General features: G+C 67.3%; 26 protein-coding genes. 14 read left to right on the forward strand and 12 right to left on the reverse strand.

The genetic code is table 11. The annotated features are described in order from the left end of the window. Positions 1-71 precede the first annotated feature (71 nt). The 6 genes from RM531_RS10895 (at position 72) to RM531_RS10920 (ending at position 5,517) form a co-directional block, all read left to right on the forward strand. Positions 72-2,000 (forward strand): DUF294 nucleotidyltransferase-like domain-containing protein, encoded by a 1,929-nt coding sequence (locus tag RM531_RS10895; protein WP_311659267.1) that lies wholly within the window; start codon positions 72-74, stop codon positions 1,998-2,000. Next, on the forward strand, positions 1,997-2,644 hold the full coding sequence (locus RM531_RS10900) for a 3'-5' exonuclease (RefSeq protein WP_311659268.1): 648 nt from the start codon (positions 1,997-1,999) through the stop codon (positions 2,642-2,644). Before RM531_RS10895 ends, RM531_RS10900 begins: the two co-directional genes overlap by 4 nt. Before the next feature lie 80 nt (positions 2,645-2,724). Beyond that, entirely contained in the window at positions 2,725-3,351 is a 627-nt protein-coding gene (locus RM531_RS10905; protein ID WP_311659270.1) for a TetR/AcrR family transcriptional regulator, read from the forward strand. 16 nt (positions 3,352-3,367) lie between these two features. Beyond that, on the forward strand, positions 3,368-4,276 hold the full coding sequence (locus tag RM531_RS10910) for a fatty acid desaturase (RefSeq protein ID WP_311659271.1): 909 nt from the start codon (positions 3,368-3,370) through the stop codon (positions 4,274-4,276). Positions 4,277-4,327: 51 nt separating this feature from the next. Next, on the forward strand, positions 4,328-4,867 hold the full coding sequence (locus RM531_RS10915) for a YiiD C-terminal domain-containing protein (RefSeq protein WP_311659272.1): 540 nt from the start codon (positions 4,328-4,330) through the stop codon (positions 4,865-4,867). Between the two features lie 5 nt (positions 4,868-4,872). Further along, complete coding sequence (locus tag RM531_RS10920; protein ID WP_311659273.1) at positions 4,873-5,517, forward strand: flavin reductase family protein; 645 nt, start codon at positions 4,873-4,875, stop codon at positions 5,515-5,517. Positions 5,518-5,532: 15 nt separating this feature from the next. Here RM531_RS10920 and RM531_RS10925 read toward each other — a convergent pair whose 3' ends face one another. Then, the gene (locus RM531_RS10925) at positions 5,533-7,215 is read right to left on the reverse strand and encodes a PHA/PHB synthase family protein (RefSeq protein WP_311659274.1); all 1,683 of its coding nucleotides are present in this window, start codon (positions 7,213-7,215) and stop codon (positions 5,533-5,535) included. Between the two features lie 105 nt (positions 7,216-7,320). On the opposite strand from RM531_RS10925, the gene RM531_RS10930 reads away from it, so the two are divergent. Continuing rightward, positions 7,321-7,659, forward strand: coding sequence for a DUF4326 domain-containing protein (locus RM531_RS10930; protein WP_311659275.1), 339 nt, complete (start codon positions 7,321-7,323; stop codon positions 7,657-7,659). Here the strand turns inward: RM531_RS10930 and RM531_RS10935 are convergent. From RM531_RS10935 to mddA, 5 genes are all read right to left on the reverse strand, one after another. Then, the gene (locus tag RM531_RS10935) at positions 7,656-8,123 is read right to left on the reverse strand and encodes a GFA family protein (protein WP_311659276.1); all 468 of its coding nucleotides are present in this window, start codon (positions 8,121-8,123) and stop codon (positions 7,656-7,658) included. The genes RM531_RS10930 and RM531_RS10935 overlap by 4 nt on opposite strands. Next, positions 8,116-9,528, reverse strand: coding sequence for a TolB family protein (locus RM531_RS10940; RefSeq protein WP_311659277.1), 1,413 nt, complete (start codon positions 9,526-9,528; stop codon positions 8,116-8,118). The genes RM531_RS10935 and RM531_RS10940 overlap by 8 nt, the downstream gene beginning before the upstream one ends. 163 nt (positions 9,529-9,691) lie before the next feature. Then, positions 9,692-9,946 carry a hypothetical protein gene (locus RM531_RS10945; RefSeq protein ID WP_311659278.1) on the reverse strand — a complete coding sequence of 85 codons (255 nt, stop codon included), beginning with the start codon at positions 9,944-9,946 and terminating at the stop codon, positions 9,692-9,694. A 55-nt stretch (positions 9,947-10,001) separates the two neighbouring features. Further along, on the reverse strand, positions 10,002-10,859 hold the full coding sequence (locus RM531_RS10950) for a fumarylacetoacetate hydrolase family protein (RefSeq protein ID WP_311659279.1): 858 nt from the start codon (positions 10,857-10,859) through the stop codon (positions 10,002-10,004). 53 nt (positions 10,860-10,912) lie between these two features. Beyond that, a complete protein-coding gene (gene mddA / locus RM531_RS10955) occupies positions 10,913-11,653 on the reverse strand; it encodes a methanethiol S-methyltransferase (RefSeq protein WP_311659280.1) in 741 nt (246 codons plus the stop codon). A gap of 162 nt (positions 11,654-11,815) precedes the next feature. Between mddA and RM531_RS10960 the strand changes: the two genes are divergently transcribed. After that, positions 11,816-12,142 carry a YMGG-like glycine zipper-containing protein gene (locus RM531_RS10960; protein WP_311659282.1) on the forward strand — a complete coding sequence of 109 codons (327 nt, stop codon included), beginning with the start codon at positions 11,816-11,818 and terminating at the stop codon, positions 12,140-12,142. Between the two features lie 9 nt (positions 12,143-12,151). Here RM531_RS10960 and RM531_RS10965 read toward each other — a convergent pair whose 3' ends face one another. After that, entirely contained in the window at positions 12,152-12,628 is a 477-nt protein-coding gene (locus tag RM531_RS10965) for a hypothetical protein (protein WP_311659283.1), read from the reverse strand. Positions 12,629-12,787: 159 nt separating this feature from the next. On the opposite strand from RM531_RS10965, the gene styC reads away from it, so the two are divergent. Beyond that, positions 12,788-13,270, forward strand: a complete 483-nt coding sequence (gene styC, locus RM531_RS10970) for a styrene-oxide isomerase StyC (RefSeq protein ID WP_311659284.1) — start codon at positions 12,788-12,790, stop codon at positions 13,268-13,270. A gap of 2 nt (positions 13,271-13,272) precedes the next feature. Then, positions 13,273-14,601 carry an NAD(P)/FAD-dependent oxidoreductase gene (locus tag RM531_RS10975; RefSeq protein ID WP_311659285.1) on the forward strand — a complete coding sequence of 443 codons (1,329 nt, stop codon included), beginning with the start codon at positions 13,273-13,275 and terminating at the stop codon, positions 14,599-14,601. A 90-nt stretch (positions 14,602-14,691) separates the two neighbouring features. On the opposite strand, the gene RM531_RS10980 is transcribed toward RM531_RS10975, so the two are convergent. Further along, positions 14,692-15,174 carry an MOSC domain-containing protein gene (locus tag RM531_RS10980; RefSeq protein ID WP_311652457.1) on the reverse strand — a complete coding sequence of 161 codons (483 nt, stop codon included), beginning with the start codon at positions 15,172-15,174 and terminating at the stop codon, positions 14,692-14,694. Between the two features lie 184 nt (positions 15,175-15,358). Here RM531_RS10980 and RM531_RS10985 point away from each other — a divergent pair, with 184 nt between their 5' ends. After that, a complete protein-coding gene (locus RM531_RS10985) occupies positions 15,359-15,748 on the forward strand; it encodes a group I truncated hemoglobin (RefSeq protein WP_311659286.1) in 390 nt (129 codons plus the stop codon). Positions 15,749-15,800: 52 nt separating this feature from the next. On the opposite strand, the gene RM531_RS10990 is transcribed toward RM531_RS10985, so the two are convergent. Then, on the reverse strand, positions 15,801-16,715 hold the full coding sequence (locus RM531_RS10990) for a crotonase/enoyl-CoA hydratase family protein (protein ID WP_311659288.1): 915 nt from the start codon (positions 16,713-16,715) through the stop codon (positions 15,801-15,803). Positions 16,716-17,031: 316 nt separating this feature from the next. On the opposite strand from RM531_RS10990, the gene RM531_RS10995 reads away from it, so the two are divergent. Further along, positions 17,032-17,979, forward strand: coding sequence for a hypothetical protein (locus RM531_RS10995; RefSeq protein ID WP_311659289.1), 948 nt, complete (start codon positions 17,032-17,034; stop codon positions 17,977-17,979). A gap of 29 nt (positions 17,980-18,008) precedes the next feature. On the opposite strand, the gene RM531_RS11000 is transcribed toward RM531_RS10995, so the two are convergent. Then, positions 18,009-18,497 (reverse strand): hypothetical protein, encoded by a 489-nt coding sequence (locus RM531_RS11000; RefSeq protein ID WP_311659290.1) that lies wholly within the window; start codon positions 18,495-18,497, stop codon positions 18,009-18,011. A gap of 132 nt (positions 18,498-18,629) precedes the next feature. Between RM531_RS11000 and RM531_RS11005 the strand changes: the two genes are divergently transcribed. After that, complete coding sequence (locus RM531_RS11005) at positions 18,630-18,947, forward strand: DUF1244 domain-containing protein (protein ID WP_311659292.1); 318 nt, start codon at positions 18,630-18,632, stop codon at positions 18,945-18,947. A 36-nt stretch (positions 18,948-18,983) separates the two neighbouring features. On the opposite strand, the gene RM531_RS11010 is transcribed toward RM531_RS11005, so the two are convergent. Then, a complete protein-coding gene (locus RM531_RS11010) occupies positions 18,984-19,298 on the reverse strand; it encodes a hypothetical protein (RefSeq protein WP_311659293.1) in 315 nt (104 codons plus the stop codon). 143 nt (positions 19,299-19,441) lie between these two features. Next, positions 19,442-20,332 carry a bile acid:sodium symporter family protein gene (locus RM531_RS11015; RefSeq protein WP_311659295.1) on the reverse strand — a complete coding sequence of 297 codons (891 nt, stop codon included), beginning with the start codon at positions 20,330-20,332 and terminating at the stop codon, positions 19,442-19,444. 276 nt (positions 20,333-20,608) lie between these two features. On the opposite strand from RM531_RS11015, the gene RM531_RS11020 reads away from it, so the two are divergent. Then, positions 20,609-21,331 carry a hypothetical protein gene (locus RM531_RS11020; protein WP_311659297.1) on the forward strand — a complete coding sequence of 241 codons (723 nt, stop codon included), beginning with the start codon at positions 20,609-20,611 and terminating at the stop codon, positions 21,329-21,331. Positions 21,332-22,154 lie beyond the last annotated feature (823 nt).

Consider the following 22,154-nt stretch of genomic DNA (forward strand, 5'->3'; position numbering starts at 1 on the left):
GACGGGATTGCCGTGCCGGCGGCGGTCTGCGACATTCGCCGGCGTGGCACGCAACCACGGGCGGCAATCGGGTGACGGCAACAGACTCTTCCACCGGCAGCGGCCAGACGCCGATCGATGACGCCCCGGGGGCGCTGGCCACCCGGCGCGCGGCACGCGAATTCCTGGCCGCATTCGAGCCCTACAACCGCATCGAGCCCGCGCTGCTGGATCAGGCGCTGGCCGGCGCGCACCTGGCCTACCATCCCGCCGGCCACACGCTGATCTCGCCCGATGACGGCCCGCCCGCGCATTTCAGCGTAGTGCAGCAGGGGCTGATCGGCGGCCACGGGGCGGACGACGAGATCGTGTTCGAGTCCGGCCCGGGGGAAACGCTGCTCAGCGCCGCCCTGCGCGAAAACCGCGCCACCCGGACCCGGCATGTGGCCGAGCGCGACAGCTTCGTGATCGATATCCCGGCCGCCGGTTTCCGGCTGCTGCACGAACAGGCCGAGCCTTTCCGCGAATTCTGCCGGCGGCGCGCCGGCGCCCTGCTTCACCAGTCACACGAGTGCTGGCGCGGCGAGGCGGCCGCCGATCTACAGGCCGATGTGTCCCTGGACACGCCGCTGCAGCAATTGATCGGCCGGCCGCCGGTGACCGGCGAGCCCGATCTGTCGGTGCGCGAGGCCGTGCGGCGCATGCATGCCGACGAGGTGGGCAGCATCGTGGTGGTCGACGGCAACCGGCAACCCACCGGCATCTTCACCCTGCGCGACCTGCGCCGGCTGGTGGCCACCCGGGCCGACGGGCTGGAGGCCCCGCTGTCCGCGGTAATGACCCCGAACCCGCTGCTGCTGGACGCTGGCGAGTCGGCGTTCGAGGCCACCCTGCTGATGGTGGAACACCGCATCGGCCACCTGGTGGTCACCCGCGGCGGCGCGCTGGCCGGGGTGATTTCCGAACGCGACCTGTTCGCGCTGCGGCGGGTCAATCTGGTGCATCTGTCGCGCGGCATCGACCGCTGCCGGACGCTGGACGGCCTGCGGGCCCGGCGCCGCGAGATGCGGGAACTGATCCGCGCCATGCTGGCCTTCGGCGCCTCAGCCACCCAGCTCACCGGGCTGATCACGCGGCTCAACGACGCCGCGGTCGAGCGGGCCATCAGCATCTGCCGGGAGGCCTGGCCGGAACCGGTGCCCGATTTCACCTGGCTGTCGTTCGGCAGCGAGGCGCGCGGCGAACAGACCCTGGCCACCGATCAGGATAACGGCCTGCTGTTCGAGGCCGCGCCGGGCGACACCGAGGCGGTGCGCACGCGGCTGCTGCCGCTGGCGCAGCAGATCAACCGGGCGCTGGACCAGATCGGCTTCGACCTGTGCCGCGGCAATATCATGGCCGGCAATCCGGCGCTGTGCCTGAGCCGCGCCGAATGGCAGGCCCGTTTCGAGGGCATCATCCGCAGCACCACGCCGGCGCATCTGCTGGACGCCACCATCTATCTCGACTGCCGGGCGCTGGCCGGCGATGTCGACGCGGTCGAGCGGCTGCGGGCGATGGTGCTCGATCGCGCCGCGAACAACAGCATCTTCCGCCACGCCCTGGCCCACCACGCGCTGGGCAACCGGCTGCCGCTGGGTCTGGTGCGGGATTTCGTCACCGAGCGGGGGGAGGAAGGCCGGCGGCTCGACCTCAAGAAGAGCGCCCTGCAACCGTTCATCGGCGCCACGCGGGTGCTGGCGCTGACCCACCGGGTGGCGGCCAACAACACCCAGGAACGTCTGGCCGCGCTGGCGGCGACAAAAGCCATCCGGCGGCGCGATGCCCAGGCCTGGCAGGAGGCCTTCTCGTTCGTACAACTGCTGCGGCTGCGCCACAACCAGGCCCAGCTGGCGGCCGACGAACCGCTGAGCAACCGCATCGACCCCTATCGCCTGAGCCTGCTGGACCAGCGCGTGCTCAAGGAATCGTTGCGCCAGGCCCGGCGTCTGCAGACGCGGTTGAAACTCGACTACCCGTGAGGCGCCTGCTCGACCGCCTGCGCCCCTGGCGCGCCGGCCCGCCGCGGCCGCTGCACGGGCGGCTGGTGGTGGTGGACACCGAAACCACCGGCCTCGACCCCCGCCGGGCGGCCCTGCTGTCGGTGGGCGCCGTGAGCATAACCGGCGGCCGACTGGATCTGGACGACGGCTTCTACCAGCTGGCCGACCCCGAACGGGTCGCCGACCCGGACAACATCCTGGTGCACCGGCTCACCCCCGAGGCGCTGGCCGCCGCGCCGCCGGCCGGCCGGGCCGCCGCCGCCTTCCGGGCATGGCGCGGTGACGCGCCGCTGTTCGCCTATCACGCCGCCTTCGACCGCTGCGTGCTCGACCAGGCGCTGGTCCGGGTGGGCGAGCCGCGGCTGGCCGGCCCGGTGATCGACGTGGCCGACTGGGTGTGCCTGGCCGAACCCGAGTTCGCCGCCCGGCCGCCGACGCTGGATGCCGCTGCGGCCTTCTTCCGCCTGCCACTGTTGACCCGCGACCGGCACAACGCCCACGCCGATGCCCTGGTCACCGCCCTGCTGCTGCTCCGTCTGGCGGCCCGCCGACCGTTCACCGACACCCGCGAACTCGCCCGGGCCCTGCGCCGACAGCGACTGCTGCGCGCCGCCCGTCACTAGGAGAAAAAACCGCATAAGGGCGGTTTGACACGGATGCGTGACTCGTTTAATTTACATCGTAAATTAAACGCTGTTACAAGATGCCACGCGCTGCCCTGGACAATCGGGAAATCCAACGTGTTCGTCGCCGGCTGTGCGAGGCCGCCCTGGCCCTGTACCGCGAGGAAGGCGCCGATGCGGTGTCGTTTCGCCGGCTGGCCGAGCGCACCGGCACCAGCCACACCCAGCCGTACCGCTACTTCGAGAACAAGGACGCGCTGTTCGCCGCATTGCGGCTGGACTGCTACCAGCGCTTTTTCGACTGCATCCGCGACTGCGACCGGCCCGGCTCGGACCCGGCCGCGCGGCTGCAGGCCATTCACCACGGCATTCTCGAGTTCGTGCGGGCGCAGCCGGCCGACTATCAACTGATGTTCGCCGCCGACCAGCCGCCACTGGCCGACTATCCCGACCTGCTGGCCGTGCGCCGCGCGGCGTTCGACTACCTGGTGGCGATCGTGGCCGAGGCCACCGAGGCCGGGCGGCTGGATGGCGACCCGCGCGACATCATGCACGTGGCCTGGGGCGCGGTGCATGGCCTGCTCAATCTGCACACCGCCGGCCAGTTGCTGCACGGGCGGCGGCTGGAAGAACTCACCCAGCCGCTGCTGCGCACGGTGCTGCATCCGCTGTTCGAGACCGACCACGACGTCCTTCGGTCAGCCTGAATCCGGAGATCCGACCATGTCCATGACCCTCGGCCAGATCCAGCGCGAACTGACCAACGACGACAACCGTGCCCGCATCCGGGAGATCTGCCAGCCGCCGCTGGTGGCCTGGCAGACGCTGGCGATGATGGTGGTGTGCTTCGCAGTGTTCTTCTCGTCGGTGGCGGCCAGTGTGGCGGGGCTGATCCCGCTGTGGGCCGGGGCTCTGATCAACGGCCTGATCGGCTATCTGATCTTTTCGGTGGTGCACGACGCCATCCACCGGGCGGTATCGCGCCACCAGGGGCTGAATGATGTCATCGGCCAGATCGCCCTGATCCCGTTCGCCCCCATGGTCACCCTCGGCCTGTTCCGCTGGGGCCACATCCAGCATCACCAGCACGCCTCGGGGCCGAAGGATCCGGACCGCTGGTGCTTCGAGGGCCCGAAGTGGCTGCTGCCGGTGCGCTGGATGTTCATCGATGCCTGGTACTTCTATTTCGTCCTGCGCCACGGCGACAAGACCGCCTACCGGCATCTCAGGCCCACGCTGGTGGCCATCGCCATCTGCGCCAGCCTGTTCGCGGCCATCATCGCCGCCGGCTATGGCCTGGAACTGCTGTTCCTGTGGTTCCTGCCAGGGCGGCTGACCCAGGTACTGCTCGGCTTCGCCTTTTTCTGGCTGCCGCACGAACCCCACGACACCCCGCAGGCCGAGAATTTCACCCGCGCCACCACCGTGCGCCAGGGTTTCGAGACCCTGATGACGCCGCTGCTGCAGTCGCAGAACTATCACCTCATCCACCACCTGTTCCCGCGCGTGCCCTTCTATCGCTACGACGAGATGTGGGCGCTGCTGGAACCGCAGCTACGCGAACACGACCTGGCCATTCAGCACGATTTCGCCATCAAGCCGGTGATCCATCCGGGTACGTCCACGGGCTGACAACGCGGCCGGTGCTAACATGCCCGGCCCCACCCAGGACCACCACCATCGATGCCCGATATCGCCGACCTGTCCCAGCGCATGCTGGACCGCGCCCGCGCCGCCGGCCTGCCCGTGGACCGCGCCGAGCAGATTTACAGTGACCGCATCCAGCCGCGGCTGATCCGGTCGCTGTCCCGTTTCGTGATCCCGTTCGTGCGCCGTTCCGGCGTGCGGGTGGAGGCGCTGGAATCCGGCCGCGTGGTCTGCCGCATGCCGCTCAAGGGCAACGTCAATCACATCGGCACCATGTATGCCGGCGCCCTGTTCACGCTGGCGGAATTCCCCGGCGGCCCGCTGATGCTGGCCACCTTCGGCATGCGCCGCTACATCCCGATCGTGACCTCGCTGGACATGGCCTTCGTCAAGGCGGCCAAGACCGACGTCACCATCGAACTGACCATGACCGCCGCCGAGGCCGAGCGTATCGAGGCCGAGACCATCGCCGAGGGCAAGGCCGAATTCGTGCTCCACGGCGAGCTGCGCGACACCGACGGCGAGGTGGTGGCCACCAGCCTGGCGCGCTATCAGATGCGGCCACGCCGGCGCTAGCCAGCATGACCGACTGGCAGCATTTCGACGCCGCCGCCCTCGACGAACTGGACCGCGTCTACCGCCTGAATCTGATCAACAGCGTGACCGGCGTGAAGGCGGCGAACCTGGTCGGCACCCGCAGCCGCGACGGCCGGGAGAATCTGGCGGTTTTCAGTTCGGCGGTACACCTCGGATCGAATCCGCCGTTTCTGGGCCTGATGCTGCGGCCCACCACGGTGCCGCGCCACAGTCACGAGAACATCCAGGCCACCGGGGTGTACACGCTCAACGCCATTACCGGGGCGATGGCCGAACGGGCCCACTACACCTCGGCCAAGTTCGGCGCGGACGAATCCGAGTTCGAACACTGCCGGCTTACCCCGCATTACCGCGACGGCTTCGACGCCCCGTTCGTGGCGGAAAGCCCCATCCGCATCGGGCTGCGGCTGACCGAGGAGATTCCCATCCGCAGCAACGGCACGGCGCTGCTGGTGGGACAGGTGGAAACACTCGAGGTGCGCGACGACGGGCTGATGGACGACGGCGCCATCGACCTGGCCGCACTGGAGCTGCGGGCGATCGCCGGGCTCAACCGCTACCACCCGATCGAGCCGGCGGACTTCTTCCCCTACGCCCGACCCGACCGGGTGCCGGATTTTCGCGACTGACGCTGCCGCCGCCGGCTATCCCTCGCCCGGCTCCTCGAAGATGTAGGTGCCCGGGGCCGGATCCAGCGCCGGATAGTTCTTGCTGCCCAGCTTGCGCGGGGCGTTCTTCTTCTCGCCGCTACGGGCCTGAATCCACTCCAGCCAGTACTCCCACCAGGAGCCGGTTTCCTGGGTGGCGTCGGCGTACCACTGGTCGGGGTCGGCCGGCGGCTTATTGGTATCGTTGCGGAAGTAGCTCGCCTTGGGGTTGCCCGGCGGATTCACCAGGCTGGCCACGTGGCCGGCGTTGCTGAGCAGGAACTGGCTCTTGCCGCCCAGCAGCTGGGTGGTGCGATAGCAGGCCCGCCAGGGCGTGAGGTGGTCGTTAACCGCCCCGGTCACGAACGCATCCATCTTGAGCTTGCTCAGGTCCAGCCGCTCGCCGAACATTTCCAGCTCCCCAGCGGGGATCGGGTTGTTCTGGAACACATCCAGGAAGTCCGCGTGCAGCCCGGCAGGAAGATTGGTGCTGTCGTTGTTCCAGGCCAGGATGTCGAACTTGGGCGGGTCGTTACCCATCAGGTAGTTGTTCACCCAGAAGGTCCAGACCAGATCATTGGGCCGGAACCAGGCGAACAACGTGCGCAGGGTCTTGCCCGGCAGCACGCCGCGCCGGGCCGAGTCGCGCCGGCTGGAATCGAGAATCTGGTCGTTGTTGAGCGCCCCGACCATGGTCGGCACCGAGAAATCCAGCAGCGTCACCGCGTAGGACAGCGAGTGCACGCGCTTGTCGCCCCGGTTGGTCATGTGCCCGAGCAGCGCTGACTGGGTGATGCCGCCGGCGCAGAAGCCCATGGTGTTGAGGTCCGGCGACTTGGTGATATCCAGCACCGCGTCGATCGCTTCCAGCAGGGCCTCGATATAGGTCTCGAAGTTCCAGTGCGACTGCTCGGGCCCGGGATTGCGCCAGCTCACCACGAATATCTGGATGCCGTTCTGCGCCGCGTATTCAATGAAGCTGCGGCCCGGCGCCAGGTCCATGAAGTAGAACTTGTTGATCTGCGGCGACATCACCAGGATCGGGCGCTTGTGAACCTGCTTGCACTGCGGCTTGTACTGCAGGATCTCCAGCACCTCGTTACGGAACACGACCGCGCCGGGCGACACCGCCAGATCCTTTCCCACCGCGAAGGCATTGCGGTCGACGTGCCGGGGCATGCCGCCGTTCTGCCGCAGGTCGGTCAGGAAGTTGCGCAGGCCGTTGACCAGGCTGCCGCCACGGGTTTCCACCGCCCGCTTCAACGCGGCCGGGTTGGAGAACAGCAGATTGGTGGGCGACAGGCTGGAGGTGACGATGTCGGCCAGAATCTCGGCCCGCTCGTGCTCCTTCCAGTCGCCGGTTTCGGCCACGCTGTTATCCACCGCGCGGCAGAAGGCGAAGTAGGTCTGGGCCAGCCGCCGGAAGAACGGATTTTCCTCCCAGGTCGGGTCGCGGAAGCGCTTGTCCTTGGGATCGATGGTGATCGCCGAGTCCCCGCGCAGGATCGCGATCATCTCGCGGGCCAGTTCGGCGGTTTCCCGGCTGACCGCCCGGGTATCGAACAGGTGCGATGCCGCCGTCAGGGCGTCGCGGGTCTGCCCCACCCGCCGGCGCAGACTCTGCAGCGGGTTGAATCCGCTCACATCCGGTTTGGCCGGGCGCTGAACACGCTCTGTCATGGTGGCCTGCCTCCTCCTTGCTTGTTCAGCGCTACGATAGCAGGGATTACGGTGGCAAATGCCGAAACGAAAGTCGGGGCCGCCCCGAGGCGCGAGGTACCATTCATGCCCCACCGCGTGCAGCAAAAACGAACCCGCGGCTGGCGCCTGCCGGCGAATACCGTCAGCGTGGCGCGGCCCGGCATCTGGGGGAATCCGTATCGCGTGGGTGAGCACGGCGACGCCGGCGAGTGCGTTGCCCGCTTCCGGGCGGATTGCGAATCCGGCGCCATCCTCGCAGTCGTGCGGGGCCGTGCCAGCGCCCGCCGTCGCGGGCTGGATGCGAGCGTGGCCGCCTGGCTGGCGCCGCTACGGGGCCGAAATCTGGCCTGCTTCTGCCCGCTGGATCAGCCCTGCCACGCCGATGTTCTGCTGGCGCTGGCCAACCCCGGCGAGACTGCCTAGCGGGTGCGCCAGAGTGCCGCCATCACCCGCCACGAGAAGGCGAGCTGACTGCGCCAGTAGCCGCTGAACCTGGGCAGGCCATCGTCAACGTCGGCCGTTCGCCGGTGGTAGAAGATATGCAGCGCCGGATCCGGCAGGCCGGGTAGTTCCTGCAGATTCGCCGAGGGCACGATGGCCAGCTTCGGCAAGCCGGGCATGTCGAGATACTCGATCGCGGGCTGCTCGCAGTCCGCGCACTTGCCGCGCTGCACTGCGGGCGGCGGCCGGTAGGTATCGAATCGCACCCGTTCGGGCGCATTCACCTGCAGATCGCGGGCCCGGAACAGGGTGATATCCGCGTAGGGTGCCTCATTGAACGCCTGGCAAATGGTGCAATGGCAGAGGCCACGCATCAGGGCCGCGCCCGTGACGGTCAGTTCGATCGCGCCGCACCGGCAATGGCCCCGCCCGATGGTGTCAGTCATGCGGTTTCTCCCCGGCCGGACGGCCGCGGGCGCGAATGCGCCAGACCGCAATCCCGCAGAGCAACGCGAAGAGCGGGTCCACGCCGCGGTCGACCGCGGCGGTCTGATCGTCGTCGTCACAGAAACTGCAACCGCTGCCGAGGCTGTCACAGACGAAGGAATCGTCGCCAACGCCGCCGCCGTTGCCGCCGTCATCATCATCGTCGGCATCCGCCGGATCGATGATGAATATTTCGACGTTGCCCTCGGCGTTGTTGCCGGACAGATTGGCCGCGGACTGGAACGCCACCTGACCGGCACCCCCGGCAATCGCCGGCTGTTCCGACGCCAGCCCGCCGCTGGTCAGGCGGTCCGGATCATCGCCATCGGCATCCACGATGAACACGTCGGGATTTCCGTCCGGATTGTCCCCGCTGACGCCGGCAGTGGCCTGGAACACCACCCGGCTGCCGTCTCCGGCGATCCGCACGAAACCGGCGCTGCCCTCGTCAGCGTCGGTGAGGGCCTGCAGGTTGTCGCCGTCGGTATCCATCACGAACACCGCGCTGGTGCCCTGCGGGTTGTCGTCCAACGCCGCGGTGGATTCGAACGCGATGCGGCCGTTGTCGGCGATGTCGGGGCGAATCGAGGCGCCGCCCACGGTGTCGGTGAGCTGTACCGCCGACTCGCTGCCATCGGCGTCGACCAGGAAGATTTCACTGTTGCCGTTGCCATTGCTCCCGGCGAAATTCGCGGCCGAGGAAAAGACCACCTGGCTGCCATCCGCCTGCAGGCGCGCGAATCCCACCGCGGTGCCGGCCGGTCCGGTGGTCAGTTGCACCAGGTTCTCGCCGTCGGCGTCCACGGCAAACAGTTCGCGGCTGGCGTCGCCATTCTCACCGGTGAGATTGGCCGTTGCGGTGAACGCAATCCGGTTCGCATCGGCCGAGAGATCGGGCTGGGCAATGCCGCTGCCCGGCCCGGTATCCGTCACCTGAACCGGATTGCCGCCATCGCTCGCGTCCACCAGGAAGATTTCCGGCCCGCCATCGGCGTTACCCCCGGTGAGATCGGCGCTGGAGACGAACGCCACCCGTGAGCCGTCACCGGCGATGGCCGGCTGGGTCGAGGCCAGGGCGGACTGGGTGAGCTGGACCAGATTCGCGCCATCCGCATCCACCGCGAAGATTTCGCTCGAGCCGTCCGCATTGCCCACCCCGTCGTCGAGATTGGCGGTGGACTGAAACACCACCCGGGCACCGGCCGCATCGATGTCGGCGGTCGTGGACTGGCCCGCCGGCGCGAAGGTGAGCTGCTGCTGGGCCTGGGCAGTCCCGGTCAACAGCAGGCCGCCGGCGAACAGCAGGCCGAGGCCGATCCGGCATGCCGGGGCCGATACAGGGTCGGTAAATCTCAAACAGCGCATGACAGCAGAGTCGAACGGGTGCTTCGCCGAATCTTAAGCCATATCCCGCGTCAGCCACGACCCCGCTCGCGCGATGCCGCGGTGCAATGAAAGGCAGCCGGCGGTGCCAGGGACCATCTGAACTCGGACTGAACGCTACACCGGCCCGCGCCGGCTGCGACCGCTAACGGCTGCCCGCATCCTCCGAAGCCGACCCGTCCGCATCGGCTTTCCCATCGGCATCGACGCCCTCGTCACCGGACGCGGCGTCGGCCTCGGTCTCGGCCTCGAGATTCACGTCGACGTCGTCCTCGAGCTTCAACCCGGAATCCAGGCCGGCGTCCGTCTCGGCATCGATACCGAGATCAACTTTCGCCTCGCCCGCGGCGGTGCCCGCCATCAGGGTCAGGCCGACGGCCATCAGCATGGTGCGCCACATGGTTATATTCCTGCCGTGAAATGACTCTGCGCCGGACAGGGTGCCAGACACCGCGTCACTCGGCCGCCACGATCCGGCTGACGACCGACCCCACACCGTCGACAAACGCTTCCACGGTATCGCCGGGCTGCATGAAGCGCGGCGGCTTGCGGCCCACGCCGACGCCGGCCGGGGTGCCGGTGGCCAGCAGGTCGCCGGGTTGCAGGGTCAGTCCGCGCGAGGCGAAGGCCAGCATGTCGGCAATGCCGAAGATCATGTCGCGGGTGTTGCCGTCCTGCATGGTCTCGCCGTTGAGGCGGGTGCCCAGGCGGAGATTGTCCGCATCCAGCGCATCGGCGGCAACGATGTCCGACCCGATGGCCGCGCTGGCATCGCCGTTCTTGCCCAGCGCCCACTGGCCCTTGGCCTGGCGGTTGGCGCGTCCCTGATTGACCCGGCCGCTGATGTCGTTGAACACGGTGTACCCGAGGATGGCAGCCTGCGCCTGCTCGGCATCGGCGTTGTACAACGGCCGCCCCACGATCACCGCCAGCTCCACTTCCCAGTCCAGGCCGTGATGTTCGTCAACGGGTACCGGCACCTCGGCGCCGTCGGTGGACAGACAGGCCGTCCAGCGGGCGAACAGGTTGGGATACTTCGGGGGCTCGAAGCCGGTTTCCTCGCCGTGGCTGCGGTAATTGATGGCCGCGCACAGCAGTTTTGCGGTGGGTGGCACGGGCGGGGCGAGGTCGAAGGTGCCCGGCGACAGCGGGGGCGCATCACAGGCCGCCGCCCGCTGTTGCCAGCTCGCCGGGTCGGCATAGAAATCGGACAGCCGGGTCAGCGGGCGGACGCCATCGGACATTACGACCCCGAGGTCAGCGTCATACAGACCGTAGTCGGCCTCGTGCCGGCGATAACTGCGCAAACGCATACGCCATCATAACCGGCCGTTCCACCCCTCCCAACCGCCGGCCGGCGATCACGTCATTCGCCAGTGCGTCGCCCGGGCATCGGAATGAAACGCGGCACGGACGCGGCATACCGGCGATAGCGCTCACCGAAGGCCGCGATCAGGTCGCGTTCCTCGTACAGCGTGCCCACCACGATATAGGCCGTCATCCCGGCGCTGAATACCAGATGGCCCACCGTCATGTCCGGCACCAGCCAGAACACCATCAGGAACCCGGTCATCAGCGGATGCCGGACCCAGTGGTAGAGCGCCGGCGTCTTGAACGGATGCGACGGGCATTCCGTGCCGCGCCAGTGGTGCCATACCTGTCGCAGCCCGAACAGATCGAAATGATCGATCAGGAAGGTGGACACCAGCGCCACCACCCAGCCCAGGCCGAACAGCGCCCAGAGCAGGCCCCGCAGCCACGACGCCTCCACCGACCAGACCTGGCTCGGCATCGGCAGCCAGGCCAGATACAGCACGACCAGCGCCACGCTGGACAGCAGCACGTAGGTGCTGCGTTCCGCCGCCGGCGGCACCACCCGGGTCCATAACCGCTTGAAGCCCGGCCGGGCCATCACCGAATGCTGCACCCCGAACAGGGCGATCAGGCCGAGGTTGACGGCCAGCGCCAGCGGCCAGGCCACCAGCGGCCCGTCGTCCACGCCCTTGGGCACGGCGATGCCGGCGATGAACCCGATGAGATAGAGGAAAGTGCCCAGAAATACGAAATAACTGGCCGCACCGTATGCGGCGATCAGCGTTCTGCTCATGAGTCCCACCTCGTCTTGTTGCTGATCGGCCCACCATCATGCACCGGCTCGCCCGCCGGGACCACCACCCGCACCGGCCCGATTCAGCGGCGGTTCAGGCAGGACGCGCGATGCTCGGCTTGCCGAAAACGAGGCCCCGTGCAAGCGCAGAGGATATCGCCCATGAACAAGCCCCTTGTGATGATCAGCCTGGCCACCGCACTGACCGCAGTGCCGGCCTTCGCCGACCGGGACACCCTGGACGCGGCGATCGGCGGCGGGCTGGGCGGTGCGGCCGGTGCCGCCATCGGTAACGAGATCGGCGGGCGCAACGGCGCCATTCTCGGTGGTGCCGTGGGCGCTGCCGGCGGTGCCGCGATCAGCACCGACCGCCGCGATGACTATTACTACGATGACCGCGGACGCTACGACGACCGTCGCTACTATCGCGATCGCGCCCCCCGCGGCGGCTTCTGCCCGCCCGGTCTGGCCAAGCAGGGCCGCTGCTGATAGTGACCGCTATTTCTCGATCACCTGGCCCCGGTAGACGATGCGTCGCCGCGGGCCGGGTTCGGCATCGTCGGACGGCGGCGCCGATCGCGGCACCGCCACCCCGCGGTAATAGCGGCCGCCATCTTCCGCCGGCGCCGGCGCCGCGGCCGGTTCGTGCGATTCGGCGTAGGTGTTCATCGCTTGGATGAAGGCGTTGCCCGACAGCGGCAGTTTCAGGCAGATGACCCCCGTCGGCGCATCCGGCTCCCCCTCCTCGTGCCGTCCCGCCACCAGTGCCACAAGATGGTGCAACTGATCCGGCCCGCTGAGTTCGATGATTTCGCGACCGAGCGGCTGCCGCGTGTCCACGATCCGCAACTGCGCCAGTTCCGGCGCCACGTAGGCAAACTCGGCATTCAGGTGGGATCCGAAGGCCGATAACAGGCCGCGGATGAGTCGTTCCTCCTTGGGTTCGCAGGCAATGCAGCAAACGGGGATGGACATGGTGACGACGCTTCATCGGAAGGTGCCGTGAATATCCAGCAAGAAACATGCCTCGGCGCCAGCATCAGCCGCCGTATCGAGCCGGAAGAAAGGTGGGGAAAATCGCCGCCATTGCTGACAAAATAAAACCACAAGAACGATACAGGGGGAGATGCAGCCATGGACCGACGACAGCGCAGGATGGTGGGCCACGGCGCCATCGTGATCTTCATTGCCCTGGTAGCGGGCTTCGGCCTGGCCACCAGCCTGGTGGGCGGCCTGGAAATCTTCCCGGGCACCATCCTCCAGATCAGCCTGCCCGGTGACGGCGCCGCCTGGGCGCGGGCCCACGTGGGTGGCCTGCTCAACGGCCTGCTGGTATTCGCTGGCGCGGTGCTGATTCATGTGATGCGCATCCCGGAACGCCCGGCCTTCCACCTGGGCTGGATGTTCGTGGGCACCGGCTACGCCAACACCATCTTCTACTGGGGTGCGCTGTTCGCCCCCAGCCGCGCCCTGACCTTCGGCGACAACCGCTTCGGCGACACCAACATCGCCGGCATCATCGGTCTGCTGCCGGCACTGGTGTTCGCGTTCGTGGCCATGGCCGCGATGGTCATCCTGATGGTGCAGGCGTTCGGGCGCGCCACCGCGGATCGCTGACCGTGGCCACCGAACAGCGGCAGACCGACTACCTCATCATCGGCGCCGGGGCCATGGGCATGGCCTTCGCCGACGTGGTGTTCAAGGCCCGGCCCGATGCCCGCATCATCCTCGCCGACCGCCGCGACCGGGCCGGCGGCCACTGGCTGGACGCGTACCCGTTCGTCACGCTGCATCAGCCAGCGGCCTTCTACGGCGCGCCCTCGGCGAAACTGGGTGACGGCGGTGGCGACCTGGCCTCGCGCACCCGGATACTGGCCTATTACGAAGCGCTGATGAAGCGGTTCCTGGCCAGCGGCCGGGTAGAGTTCCTGCCCCAGACCGAGTACCGCGGCAACGGCCAGCTGGTATCCGCGCTGGATGCGGAACGCCGCATCGAGGTCACCACCCATCAGCGCGTGGTGGACGCCACCTGCATGAACGTGGAAGTGCCGGCCATGCGTCCGCCCCGGTTCGAGGTCGACCCGGCCGCCGCGCTGATCCCGATCAACCATCTAGCGGCCATCCGGCAACCCTGGGAACGCTACGTGGTGATCGGCGGCGGCAAGACCGGGATCGACGCCGTGCTCTACCTGCTGGAACGCGGCGTGGCCGCCGAGCGCATCCAATGGATCGTGCCCAACGACGCCTGGCTGTGGGATCGTGCCAGCATCCAGCCCGGCATCGTCGGGGCGGAACTGATGCGCATGACCCAGGCGGTGGTCGAGGCCGGGACCGTCGATGACGTGTTCCTGCGGCTGGAGCAGCAGGGCAGCATCATGCGCCTGGACGACACCGTCCGCCCGACCAAATGGCGCTGCGCCACCGTCAACCGCGACGAACTGGCCGCGCTGCGCCGCATCGACAACGTCGTCCGGCTGGGCCGGGTGGACGCGATCACCGCGGACGAAATCCGCCTGGAACAGGGCAGCCTCCCCACCGACTGCCGGACGCTGCATGTCGACTGCACCGCCAACGGCCTGGCCCGGCTGGACCCGCGGCCGATGTTCGCGCCGGGCGAGATCGCCCTGCAGTCGGTGTTCATGTGCCAGCAGGTGTTCAGCGCCGCGCTGGTGGCCCGCATCGCCCTGCTGGACTTGAGCGACGATGATCGCAACCAGATCTGCCAGGTCGTCCCGCATCCGGAACAGGCCGGCGACCTGCCCGGCTGCCTGAACATCAGCCTGCAGAATCTGCTGCGCGCCAACCAGCACTTTCCCTGGTGGCTGCGGCGCTGCCGGCTCAACCCGGTCGGTCACGATTCGGTCTGGCGCTACTTGCAAACGGCTCGGACGGCGAAGCGCCTGCAGGCGGATGCCGAACGGGCGGTCGAGCGGCTGGCCGCAGCCTAGTTCCAGCGAAGGACGGTCATTGCGAGTCGCCGAAGGCGGCGACGCAATCTCTCCCCGGATACGGCCCCGGGGCCCGGTCAACGGCCAGGATCAGCCCGGCACCAGCTCGATCGCGGTCCCCACTTCCAGTTCGCCGGGCTCGCGCACGGTAGCGCGCACCCCGCCGAGATTCCGCAGGCCCGCCCGCATATCCGCCCCCAGCAGGCGCGACAGATAGCTGCAAGGCGGGCAGGTGCTCATCACCTCGAGTTCCACCTCGCCGATATACAGCACCGAGCCGATGGCCGCCTTCAGGTCGATGCCGGATACCAGCAGGTTGCGCCGCATCACTTGCGCGGCGATGTCGGTGCCCAGCCGCTCGTTGCATTCGGCCACTGCCTCGGCCGCGATCAGCGACACCGGCCGCGACCCGGCCACCGCCGGATTGCGCGCGGAAAACGTGCCGCAGCGCCGGGCGTAACGGTCGCCCTCCAGCCCCGTCTCTACCAGGGCCCAGCAGCGCTCGACCGACTGCATCGGCGCGCCCGCGTCGGGGGCGATGAAGATATCCAGCAGACGCGCCTGCTCGGTCATGGCCAACCGCTCCGTGTGGAAATTCGTTCGGCCACCAGTCTAGCCCTGCATGGGAGCATTTCCACAATTCTTGGCATTCCCATTGTTTGTCTTGCCAGTATCTACCGGGCGTGCTACCAAAACCCGTGGCCCGGCCCTGCGGAGGCAGCCGGCCACCAGCAATCAAGCGAACAAGGAGGAGAGGATGTCGGAACAATCACTCTACGAGCGCCTCGGCGGCGCCTATGCCATTTCGGGGGCGGTGGACGTGCTGATCGACCGCCTGCACGTGAACCAGACGCTCAACAACATGAACCAGGGCGTGAAGGATTTTCACGTCGAGCCCTACAAGGCCGGCTACAAGTTCATGGTCACCGCCTGGAGCATCGAGGTGACCGGCGGGCCGAAGTGCTACATCGGCCGCGACATGTTCGAGGCGCACAAGAACCTGGGCCTGAGTGAATACGAGTTCGACGTGACCGCACACGAAATTCGCAACACCCTGTACTCGGTCGGCGTGCCGTCCGCGGAAACCAACGAGTTCATGGACATCATCGAGAGCTACCGCGGCATGGTGGTCGGCAAGGCTGCCTGAACGGCTGCGTCACGTCCGGGCCGGGCTGCCCGGGCGTGACGCGTGCCCCGGATCAGTCCCGGCGCCAGGGCACCGCGACCGCTACCTCGTTGGCCGGATCAGGGCGCTGCGCCGACGGGGCCTGGGTGTAGTCGCCGAACGGGCCGTCGCGCGCGGTCACCGCTGCACGCACGCCCTCGCGCTCGGCCTTGTCGATGAAGCTCAGGGCATCCGGCGTGTTGCGCATCAGCCCGTCCAGGATCGGGCCCAGCGTCTGGGTGCTGGCAAGGCCCATGTTCTCGTAGGCCTGGTTGACCATCAGCTTCATCGCCGCCAGTTGCGAGGCCGGGATCGAAGCCAGCTGCTCGGCCTGCGCCAGCACCGTGTCTTCCAGCTCGGCGAACGGCACGGCCTGGTTGATCAACTGCACGTCCGCCGCCTCGCGGCCGGATAGCGGCTTGCCGGTCAGCGCGTATTCCTTGGCCTTCGCCAGCCCCAGCCGGTACAGCCACATGCCGGACAGATAGGCGCCCCAAATGCGCGAGTACGGCGTGCCGATGCAGGCATCGTCGGACGCGATCACCAGATCGGCGCACAGCGCGGTGTCGCTGCCGCCGCCCACGCACCAGCCGTGGATCTGGGCGATCACCGGCTTGGGGCAGCGCCACATGCTCATGAACTTCTGGGTGGGGGCGATCTGCGGCGCGGTGGCAAAGGCGAAATCCTTGCCCGCGTCCCAGCGGCCGTCGGTGGTGATGTAGTCATCCCAGTGCTCGAAACCGCCGCCGAAATCGTAGCCGGCGCAGAAGGCCCGCCCGGCCCCGCGCAGCACGATCACCTTCACCGCGGCATCCCGGGTCGCCGTGTCGATGGCCGCCTCGAACTCGTCCGGCATGGGCGGGACGATGGTGTTCAGCCGCTCCGGCCGGTTGAGCGTGATGGCGGCGATCGGGCCGCGGGTTTCGTAGGCAAGCGTTTCAAAGGCCATCGGCGTCACTAATCAGCGGGCAACCCGTCCATTGTGCCGCAACCGCGAGCGCCGGCGAGGCTCGTCGTAATTCGACATGCCGGCCATGCGGCGGGGCGGATTCTGCTGTCAGCATTTTCCGTCCGCCGTGTCGGCGCCCGCCCCGAGCCAATGACTACCAGGCGTTTGCGGTCGCCAGCCACCGCGCAGGCCAATACGCGTCGTCATCAAGTCGCCATGTTGCCGGGCCGATGCCCTTGTCAGGCACGACGGAACCGGGACCGCGCAACCGGATTCCAGCGGCCATCGCTCCAGTCAACACTGCACGGAATCGGCCATGACCGCATCACACTTCGCCCGCCATCCTCGTCTGTCCGGCCTCGGTCTGCTGCTGGCGCTGACGCTTGTCTGGCACTCCGGGGCCGACGCCGGCGAGGTCCGGGCGTCGAAAACCGGGCCGGCCACGGTGGCCCCGGGCCAGGAGGTCTGGCCCGGCGGCTGGCAAGCGCTGAACAAGACGCTGGCCGGCAACGGCGAGTACCAGTTCAACGCCCGCTTCCACGACTTCGACGGCAACCCGGTAGCCATTAACTTCGACATGCCCGCCGCCTGGAGCCACGAAGCCGCCAGCGAATTCGGCGTGTTCCAGTCGGAACTGGACGCCATCGTCGAGCGCTGCCGCGCCACCACCGGTTGCGACCAGGCGGCGCTGGATCACGAGATGACCCGCTACCTGCAGGCGCGCGGCGTGCGGGTGCGCCACATCAACGCACAGCACATGCGCCTGTCGGTCGACGTACCCGCGGTGGTCGCCCGCAACCGCGAGCGCGTCACCCCGGTGGCCGGGGCGTTACGCGACCTGGCCGCCCGGCACGGGCACGGCCATGAATGGACGCTGGAAGCCGCCATGGCGCTGGTCCAGGGCGGCATGGCCTACGGGCATCCGGCCGGCGTGGAGAACGGCCGCCGCATCATCGGCTTCTACCCGCCGCCGCGGGCACTGGCGGAGGGCTACGGCGACTGCGACACCAAGGCCGCGCTGCTGGCCGCCATCCTCGGCAACCTCACCGACGCCGCCATCATCGGCGTCAAGGTGCCGGATCACTATCTGCTCGGCATCGCCGCCGAGCCGGCCCCCGGCCAGGCCTGGATCACCCACGAGGGCCGAAGCTACGTGCTGGTGGAAGCCGCCGGCCCCGCCGTGCGCCGGCCCGGCGACGTCTCCGACCAGACCACCTACGCCCTGAACAACCAGGCCATCCTGCGGATCGATCCGATGTTCTAGGCGACGGCAACCACGCCCCGCAGGGTCGCCTACAGGTCCAGCCCCTGCCCCAACTGCGGAATCGGCACCGGCAGCGGATCCAGCCGCGGCACGATGTTCACCTGCGGCAGATCGGCCAGACCGGGCAGGGCCGATCCGTCCCCGCCGCCCAGTTCATCAAGCAGCGGCGCCAGCAGAGCCACCGGGGAATCCGGCAGCACGCGCGGCAACGGCACCGGCCCGTCGAAGAACACGAAATCCGCGTAGGCCAGCGGCAGCGTGACCAGCGGCGCGGCGCCCGACACCGTGTCCGAGGTGGCGACGCCAAGCGACGCCAGCGGCGTACCCGCCGTCGCGGCCACCGCGCCATCCGAGCCGGCCTGCAGCAACGTCGCGCCCAGCGCAGAGGTATCCACCACCGACAGGCCCGTACCACCACCAGTCAGCCCGTCGCCGAGCGGCAGTTGCGCCGCCACCGGACCACTCATCATGAGGACCAGCGCGCCCGCTGCTACGCTGATACCCGATCGTCTGTGCATGGCAAATCTCCGAGGTCTTGTGTGGGCCTCGAAGCATAACGCCGGCCTATGACGGGAACCAGAACAGCACGCACAACCCACGGCCGCCGCCACACCGGGCAGCCGTCATCTCGCATCAACACAGAGGGAACGATGGACGACCAGACCCGCATCGAAGCCGAAGCCGCCGCCTTCCGCGGCCTGATCAGGCACCTGCAGCAACGCACCGACGTGCAGAACATCGACCTGATGAACCTGGCCGGTTTCTGCCGCAACTGCCTGGCCAAGTGGTACCGCGCGGAAGCCGAGCATCGCGGCGTCAACATGGACTACGAACAGGCCCGCGAGCGGGTGTACGGGATGCCCTATTCAGAGTGGAAGCGTCAGTATCAGGCGGAGGCCAGCGAGGAACAGACGCGGTTGTTCGAGTCGACGCAGGATGGCCACGCCGATACCCGAGGCGGCAACTAGGGTACCGGCTGCTTCAGCAGTTCCGGCGGGGTCGCGCTAGCCTGCGTCCTCGTTGCACAGCACTTCGGCCTCGGCAACACCCTTGGACATGGCGAGGCCGGTTGCGGCAAAGCTGCTCCAGTCCTGCTTGCGGCCGTACTCACTGCTGGCGAACGAGTAATTCTCGATGCCGCACACTTCGTCCGCCTCCTCCTTGAGCTTGACCTGCAAATCATCCTCGGTACTGAAGACATTGCCGTAAGCCGACACCTGATAGCGCCCCGGCCCAATTTCCTCGTGTTTCGCAATCGCGATGGAACATCCGGACAGAAAAGCCGCGCCTACCAACAGTAATGCAAGTCGTCCGATCATGATTTCCTCCGAAACCCTGTTGCTTGTTCATATATGCAAGCGGTTATCGGCAGGAATAAAGCAACCATGATTACGTCAAAGCGGGTTTCGTTCCGAGCTTTGCAAGGCCGTTAGCATTCGGTGTCTAACGCCCGGATCACAGGTCAGGCCGCACCGCTTTCCGCCGCGAGCGAAACCTGCCGCCGCCCCCAGGCCACCAGCAATGCCCCGAACCCGAACATCAACACGCCGTAGACGGCGGACGGAATGGCGATCTCGGGGGAATCCAGCAGCGTCAGCGCCACCAGCAACCCGAGCGTGCCGTTCTTGATGCCCACCTCGATGGCAATGGTCAGGGCGTCCCGCAACGCAATGCCGCTGAGGTAGCCGCTGGCCAGGCCGATGGCAATGCCGGCGATATTCAGGATCGCCGCCGCCGGGCCGGCCTGGGCCAGCAGACTCAGGATGTCGTCCCGGGTCTGATAGACGATGGCCACGATCAGCAGTGCCAGCACCAGCATGCCGAAGGCCCCCACGAAGCGTTCGGCGCTGGCGGCCAACGCCGGCCGGCGCGCCCGCAGCGCCATGCCGGCGGCAACCGGCAGGATCACGATCACGGCAAGCGTGACCACCGTGCGCGCCACCGGCAGCCGCAGCGGCGCATCCGCGTCCAGCGTGGTGTAGAGATCCAGCGCCACGTTGGTGAACAGCGGCAGCGTCACGATGGTGATCAGGCTGGCAATCACCGTCAGCAGAATCGACAACGCCACGTTGCCCTTTGCCAGGAACGTGAACACGTTGGACGTGGTGCCGCCCGGGCAGGCCGCCACCACGATCAGGCCCACCGCGATCAGCGGCGGCAGCCCCATGACCTCGATCACCGCGAACGCAATCGCCGGAATCAGCAGAATCTGCGCCGCCGTCCCCACGATCAGCGCCCGCGGCGCCAGCAGCACCTCCCGGAAATGCCCCAGCGTCAGGGTCAGCCCCATGCCGGCCATGATGATCATCAGCGAGATCGGCAGACCGATCTCGATCAGCGGTGTCTGATCCACGGGTGTCTCCCTTGCTGCCGGCCCTGCTCATGCGTTGAACGCCGGTCAGTGTTATCAGCCGATTATCAACTCGCGACAGTGTATGCGCGATTCGCTTTCCGACACGGCCGGCACTAGCGAGTCGCGTGTCGCTTGCAGACTAGCCGAGCAGCCAGAGGGCCGGCCATGGGCCCTGTCGCGAACGCGCAGGATCGCCGGTTAACGACCGTTTGAACTTGAACGGTTGACTGGCGAGTGATACGACTGCACGCACTACTAATAAGCAGGAGGAGTCCCATGCACAAACCCGTAACCATCGTCGCCGGCCTGATGCTGGCCGCCGGCACCGCCAGCGCCCAGACCGGCGCACTGCCCCTGGACGGGCTGCTCGGCCTGTCCACCGACACGCCCCCGGGCAGCTCGCTGGCCGGCCCCCTGAGTGGTGGCGCCGAACCTCTGCTCGAACTGGTCAATTACACCGCCGCGGTGGGCACCGGCGTTGCCGCTGCCCAGCCCAGCCAGCCGGAACTGGTCGCCGTCGCGGAGTCCCTTATCGCCCTCGGATCCAACCCCGGCGCGTCAGCCGACACCGACCTGGCATCGCTGCTTTCCGTCGAGCATTTCCAGGACAGCGCCAACGCCACCATCCAGGTAGTCGGCGTGGTCGCCGACGGCGCCAGCAAACTTACAGCGGACGGCGTGGACGCCTACCGAGCCATCGTGGCCGGCAATACCAACTACTCGGACATCCTGCGCCCGCCGAGCCTCGCCCTCGATCAGGAAATCCTCATCGACATCCCGCAAGCGGGGCTCGACGCGTTGATCGTCGCCTTCGGCGGCGAAGACGGCGCACTGACGCCAACCTTCGAAGCACTCAAGGTGGCGGAATTCGGGACAATCGACCGGGCACGCGCGGTATTCATCCGGGACCTTGCAACGCCGGAACCCGACTTGCCGCGGCCGTCTGATCAGGCGCTGCTGTCGGGGGCGTCAAGTCTGCCTTCGTTGCCGGGGCTCTGATTACGGTAACTGTCTGAGAGCCCCGGCGCGTGACGCCGGGGCTTGGGGGTCTCAGCAAATTACTAAGCGTTCAAGGCTTCGAGGCTATCGAGCGTCGCTGCGTTGCAGTTTGAACCTGAAACCGTCCCACGCGGGGCAAAAAGCAAGACCTGACCCCGTCACCCCCGTCACCCCTGACCCCGTCACCCCCGCAAGACCTGACCCCGTCACCCCCACAAGGGCGTGTTACGGATTGTTGCGGTACTTGACCAAATAGTAAATCAGCCCGCGGACACTCACGTAGGCCCGCCCCAATAGCCTAAATAACAGCGCTATCTCTTTCTTGAATGGAATCTTGCTCCACACATACTTCCCTACCTCGTACGCGGAGACGATAAGCCGCGCCATGACTGCTTTTTTCATCTCCGTCTTTGTTATTTCACGGCGTTCTGGCGCGCACGGTATTCGATGCAGATACTGCACTCCGTCTGCTTGACCGACATCTTGAAAATGCTGTCTCTGGGGGGCTCCACAGTAAGGACATCGATCGTCCAGGCTGCCGTCAAAGTTCGTAAATTTCGTTTCCACGACTACAACACCAGATCGCCATAACGCCTAAGCTCAGTTGCCGCTGGAGCGGGCGAAGCCCCCGGAGGGAACCCGAAGCGCGGCAGCGCTTTGGGCGGTCGACTGCAGCGACTTGTTAGGCACGCCAACCTATACTCTTCAGAGCATTCGCGATTAGATCGGCTTCTGCATCCATACCCATTTTCCGAAGCTCTTCTACAAATAGAGGCCAAGGGGGATGAATGGCCATATATGGATTCGAATCCGGGCCTGTGTA

This window comes from Spectribacter acetivorans, from assembly GCF_031846305.1.
Lineage (GTDB): Bacteria > Pseudomonadota > Gammaproteobacteria > Nevskiales > Salinisphaeraceae > Spectribacter > Spectribacter acetivorans.

Excerpts from the sequence above, each read along its gene's own strand:
- RM531_RS10925 (WP_311659274.1), bottom strand. The coding sequence starts at position 7,215 with ATGACAGAGCGTGTTCAGCGCCCGGCCAAACCGGATGTGAGCGGATTC.
- RM531_RS10985 (WP_311659286.1), top strand. The coding sequence starts at position 15,359 with ATGTCGGAACAATCACTCTACGAGCGCCTCGGCGGCGCCTATGCCATT.
- RM531_RS10935 (WP_311659276.1), bottom strand. The coding sequence starts at position 8,123 with ATGACTGACACCATCGGGCGGGGCCATTGCCGGTGCGGCGCGATCGAA.
- RM531_RS10945 (WP_311659278.1), bottom strand. The coding sequence starts at position 9,946 with ATGTGGCGCACCATGCTGATGGCCGTCGGCCTGACCCTGATGGCGGGC.
- RM531_RS10905 (WP_311659270.1), top strand. The coding sequence starts at position 2,725 with ATGCCACGCGCTGCCCTGGACAATCGGGAAATCCAACGTGTTCGTCGC.
- RM531_RS10950 (WP_311659279.1), bottom strand. The coding sequence starts at position 10,859 with ATGCGTTTGCGCAGTTATCGCCGGCACGAGGCCGACTACGGTCTGTAT.
- RM531_RS10920 (WP_311659273.1), top strand. The coding sequence starts at position 4,873 with ATGACCGACTGGCAGCATTTCGACGCCGCCGCCCTCGACGAACTGGAC.
- RM531_RS10965 (WP_311659283.1), bottom strand. The coding sequence starts at position 12,628 with ATGTCCATCCCCGTTTGCTGCATTGCCTGCGAACCCAAGGAGGAACGA.
- RM531_RS10910 (WP_311659271.1), top strand. The coding sequence starts at position 3,368 with ATGTCCATGACCCTCGGCCAGATCCAGCGCGAACTGACCAACGACGAC.
- RM531_RS11005 (WP_311659292.1), top strand. The coding sequence starts at position 18,630 with ATGGACGACCAGACCCGCATCGAAGCCGAAGCCGCCGCCTTCCGCGGC.
- RM531_RS11000 (WP_311659290.1), bottom strand. The coding sequence starts at position 18,497 with ATGCACAGACGATCGGGTATCAGCGTAGCAGCGGGCGCGCTGGTCCTC.
- styC (WP_311659284.1), top strand. The coding sequence starts at position 12,788 with ATGGACCGACGACAGCGCAGGATGGTGGGCCACGGCGCCATCGTGATC.
- RM531_RS10960 (WP_311659282.1), top strand. The coding sequence starts at position 11,816 with ATGAACAAGCCCCTTGTGATGATCAGCCTGGCCACCGCACTGACCGCA.
- RM531_RS10980 (WP_311652457.1), bottom strand. The coding sequence starts at position 15,174 with ATGACCGAGCAGGCGCGTCTGCTGGATATCTTCATCGCCCCCGACGCG.
- RM531_RS10930 (WP_311659275.1), top strand. The coding sequence starts at position 7,321 with ATGCCCCACCGCGTGCAGCAAAAACGAACCCGCGGCTGGCGCCTGCCG.
- mddA (WP_311659280.1), bottom strand. The coding sequence starts at position 11,653 with ATGAGCAGAACGCTGATCGCCGCATACGGTGCGGCCAGTTATTTCGTA.
- RM531_RS10915 (WP_311659272.1), top strand. The coding sequence starts at position 4,328 with ATGCCCGATATCGCCGACCTGTCCCAGCGCATGCTGGACCGCGCCCGC.
- RM531_RS10990 (WP_311659288.1), bottom strand. The coding sequence starts at position 16,715 with ATGGCCTTTGAAACGCTTGCCTACGAAACCCGCGGCCCGATCGCCGCC.
- RM531_RS11010 (WP_311659293.1), bottom strand. The coding sequence starts at position 19,298 with ATGATCGGACGACTTGCATTACTGTTGGTAGGCGCGGCTTTTCTGTCC.
- RM531_RS10995 (WP_311659289.1), top strand. The coding sequence starts at position 17,032 with ATGACCGCATCACACTTCGCCCGCCATCCTCGTCTGTCCGGCCTCGGT.
- RM531_RS11020 (WP_311659297.1), top strand. The coding sequence starts at position 20,609 with ATGCACAAACCCGTAACCATCGTCGCCGGCCTGATGCTGGCCGCCGGC.
- RM531_RS10940 (WP_311659277.1), bottom strand. The coding sequence starts at position 9,528 with ATGCGCTGTTTGAGATTTACCGACCCTGTATCGGCCCCGGCATGCCGG.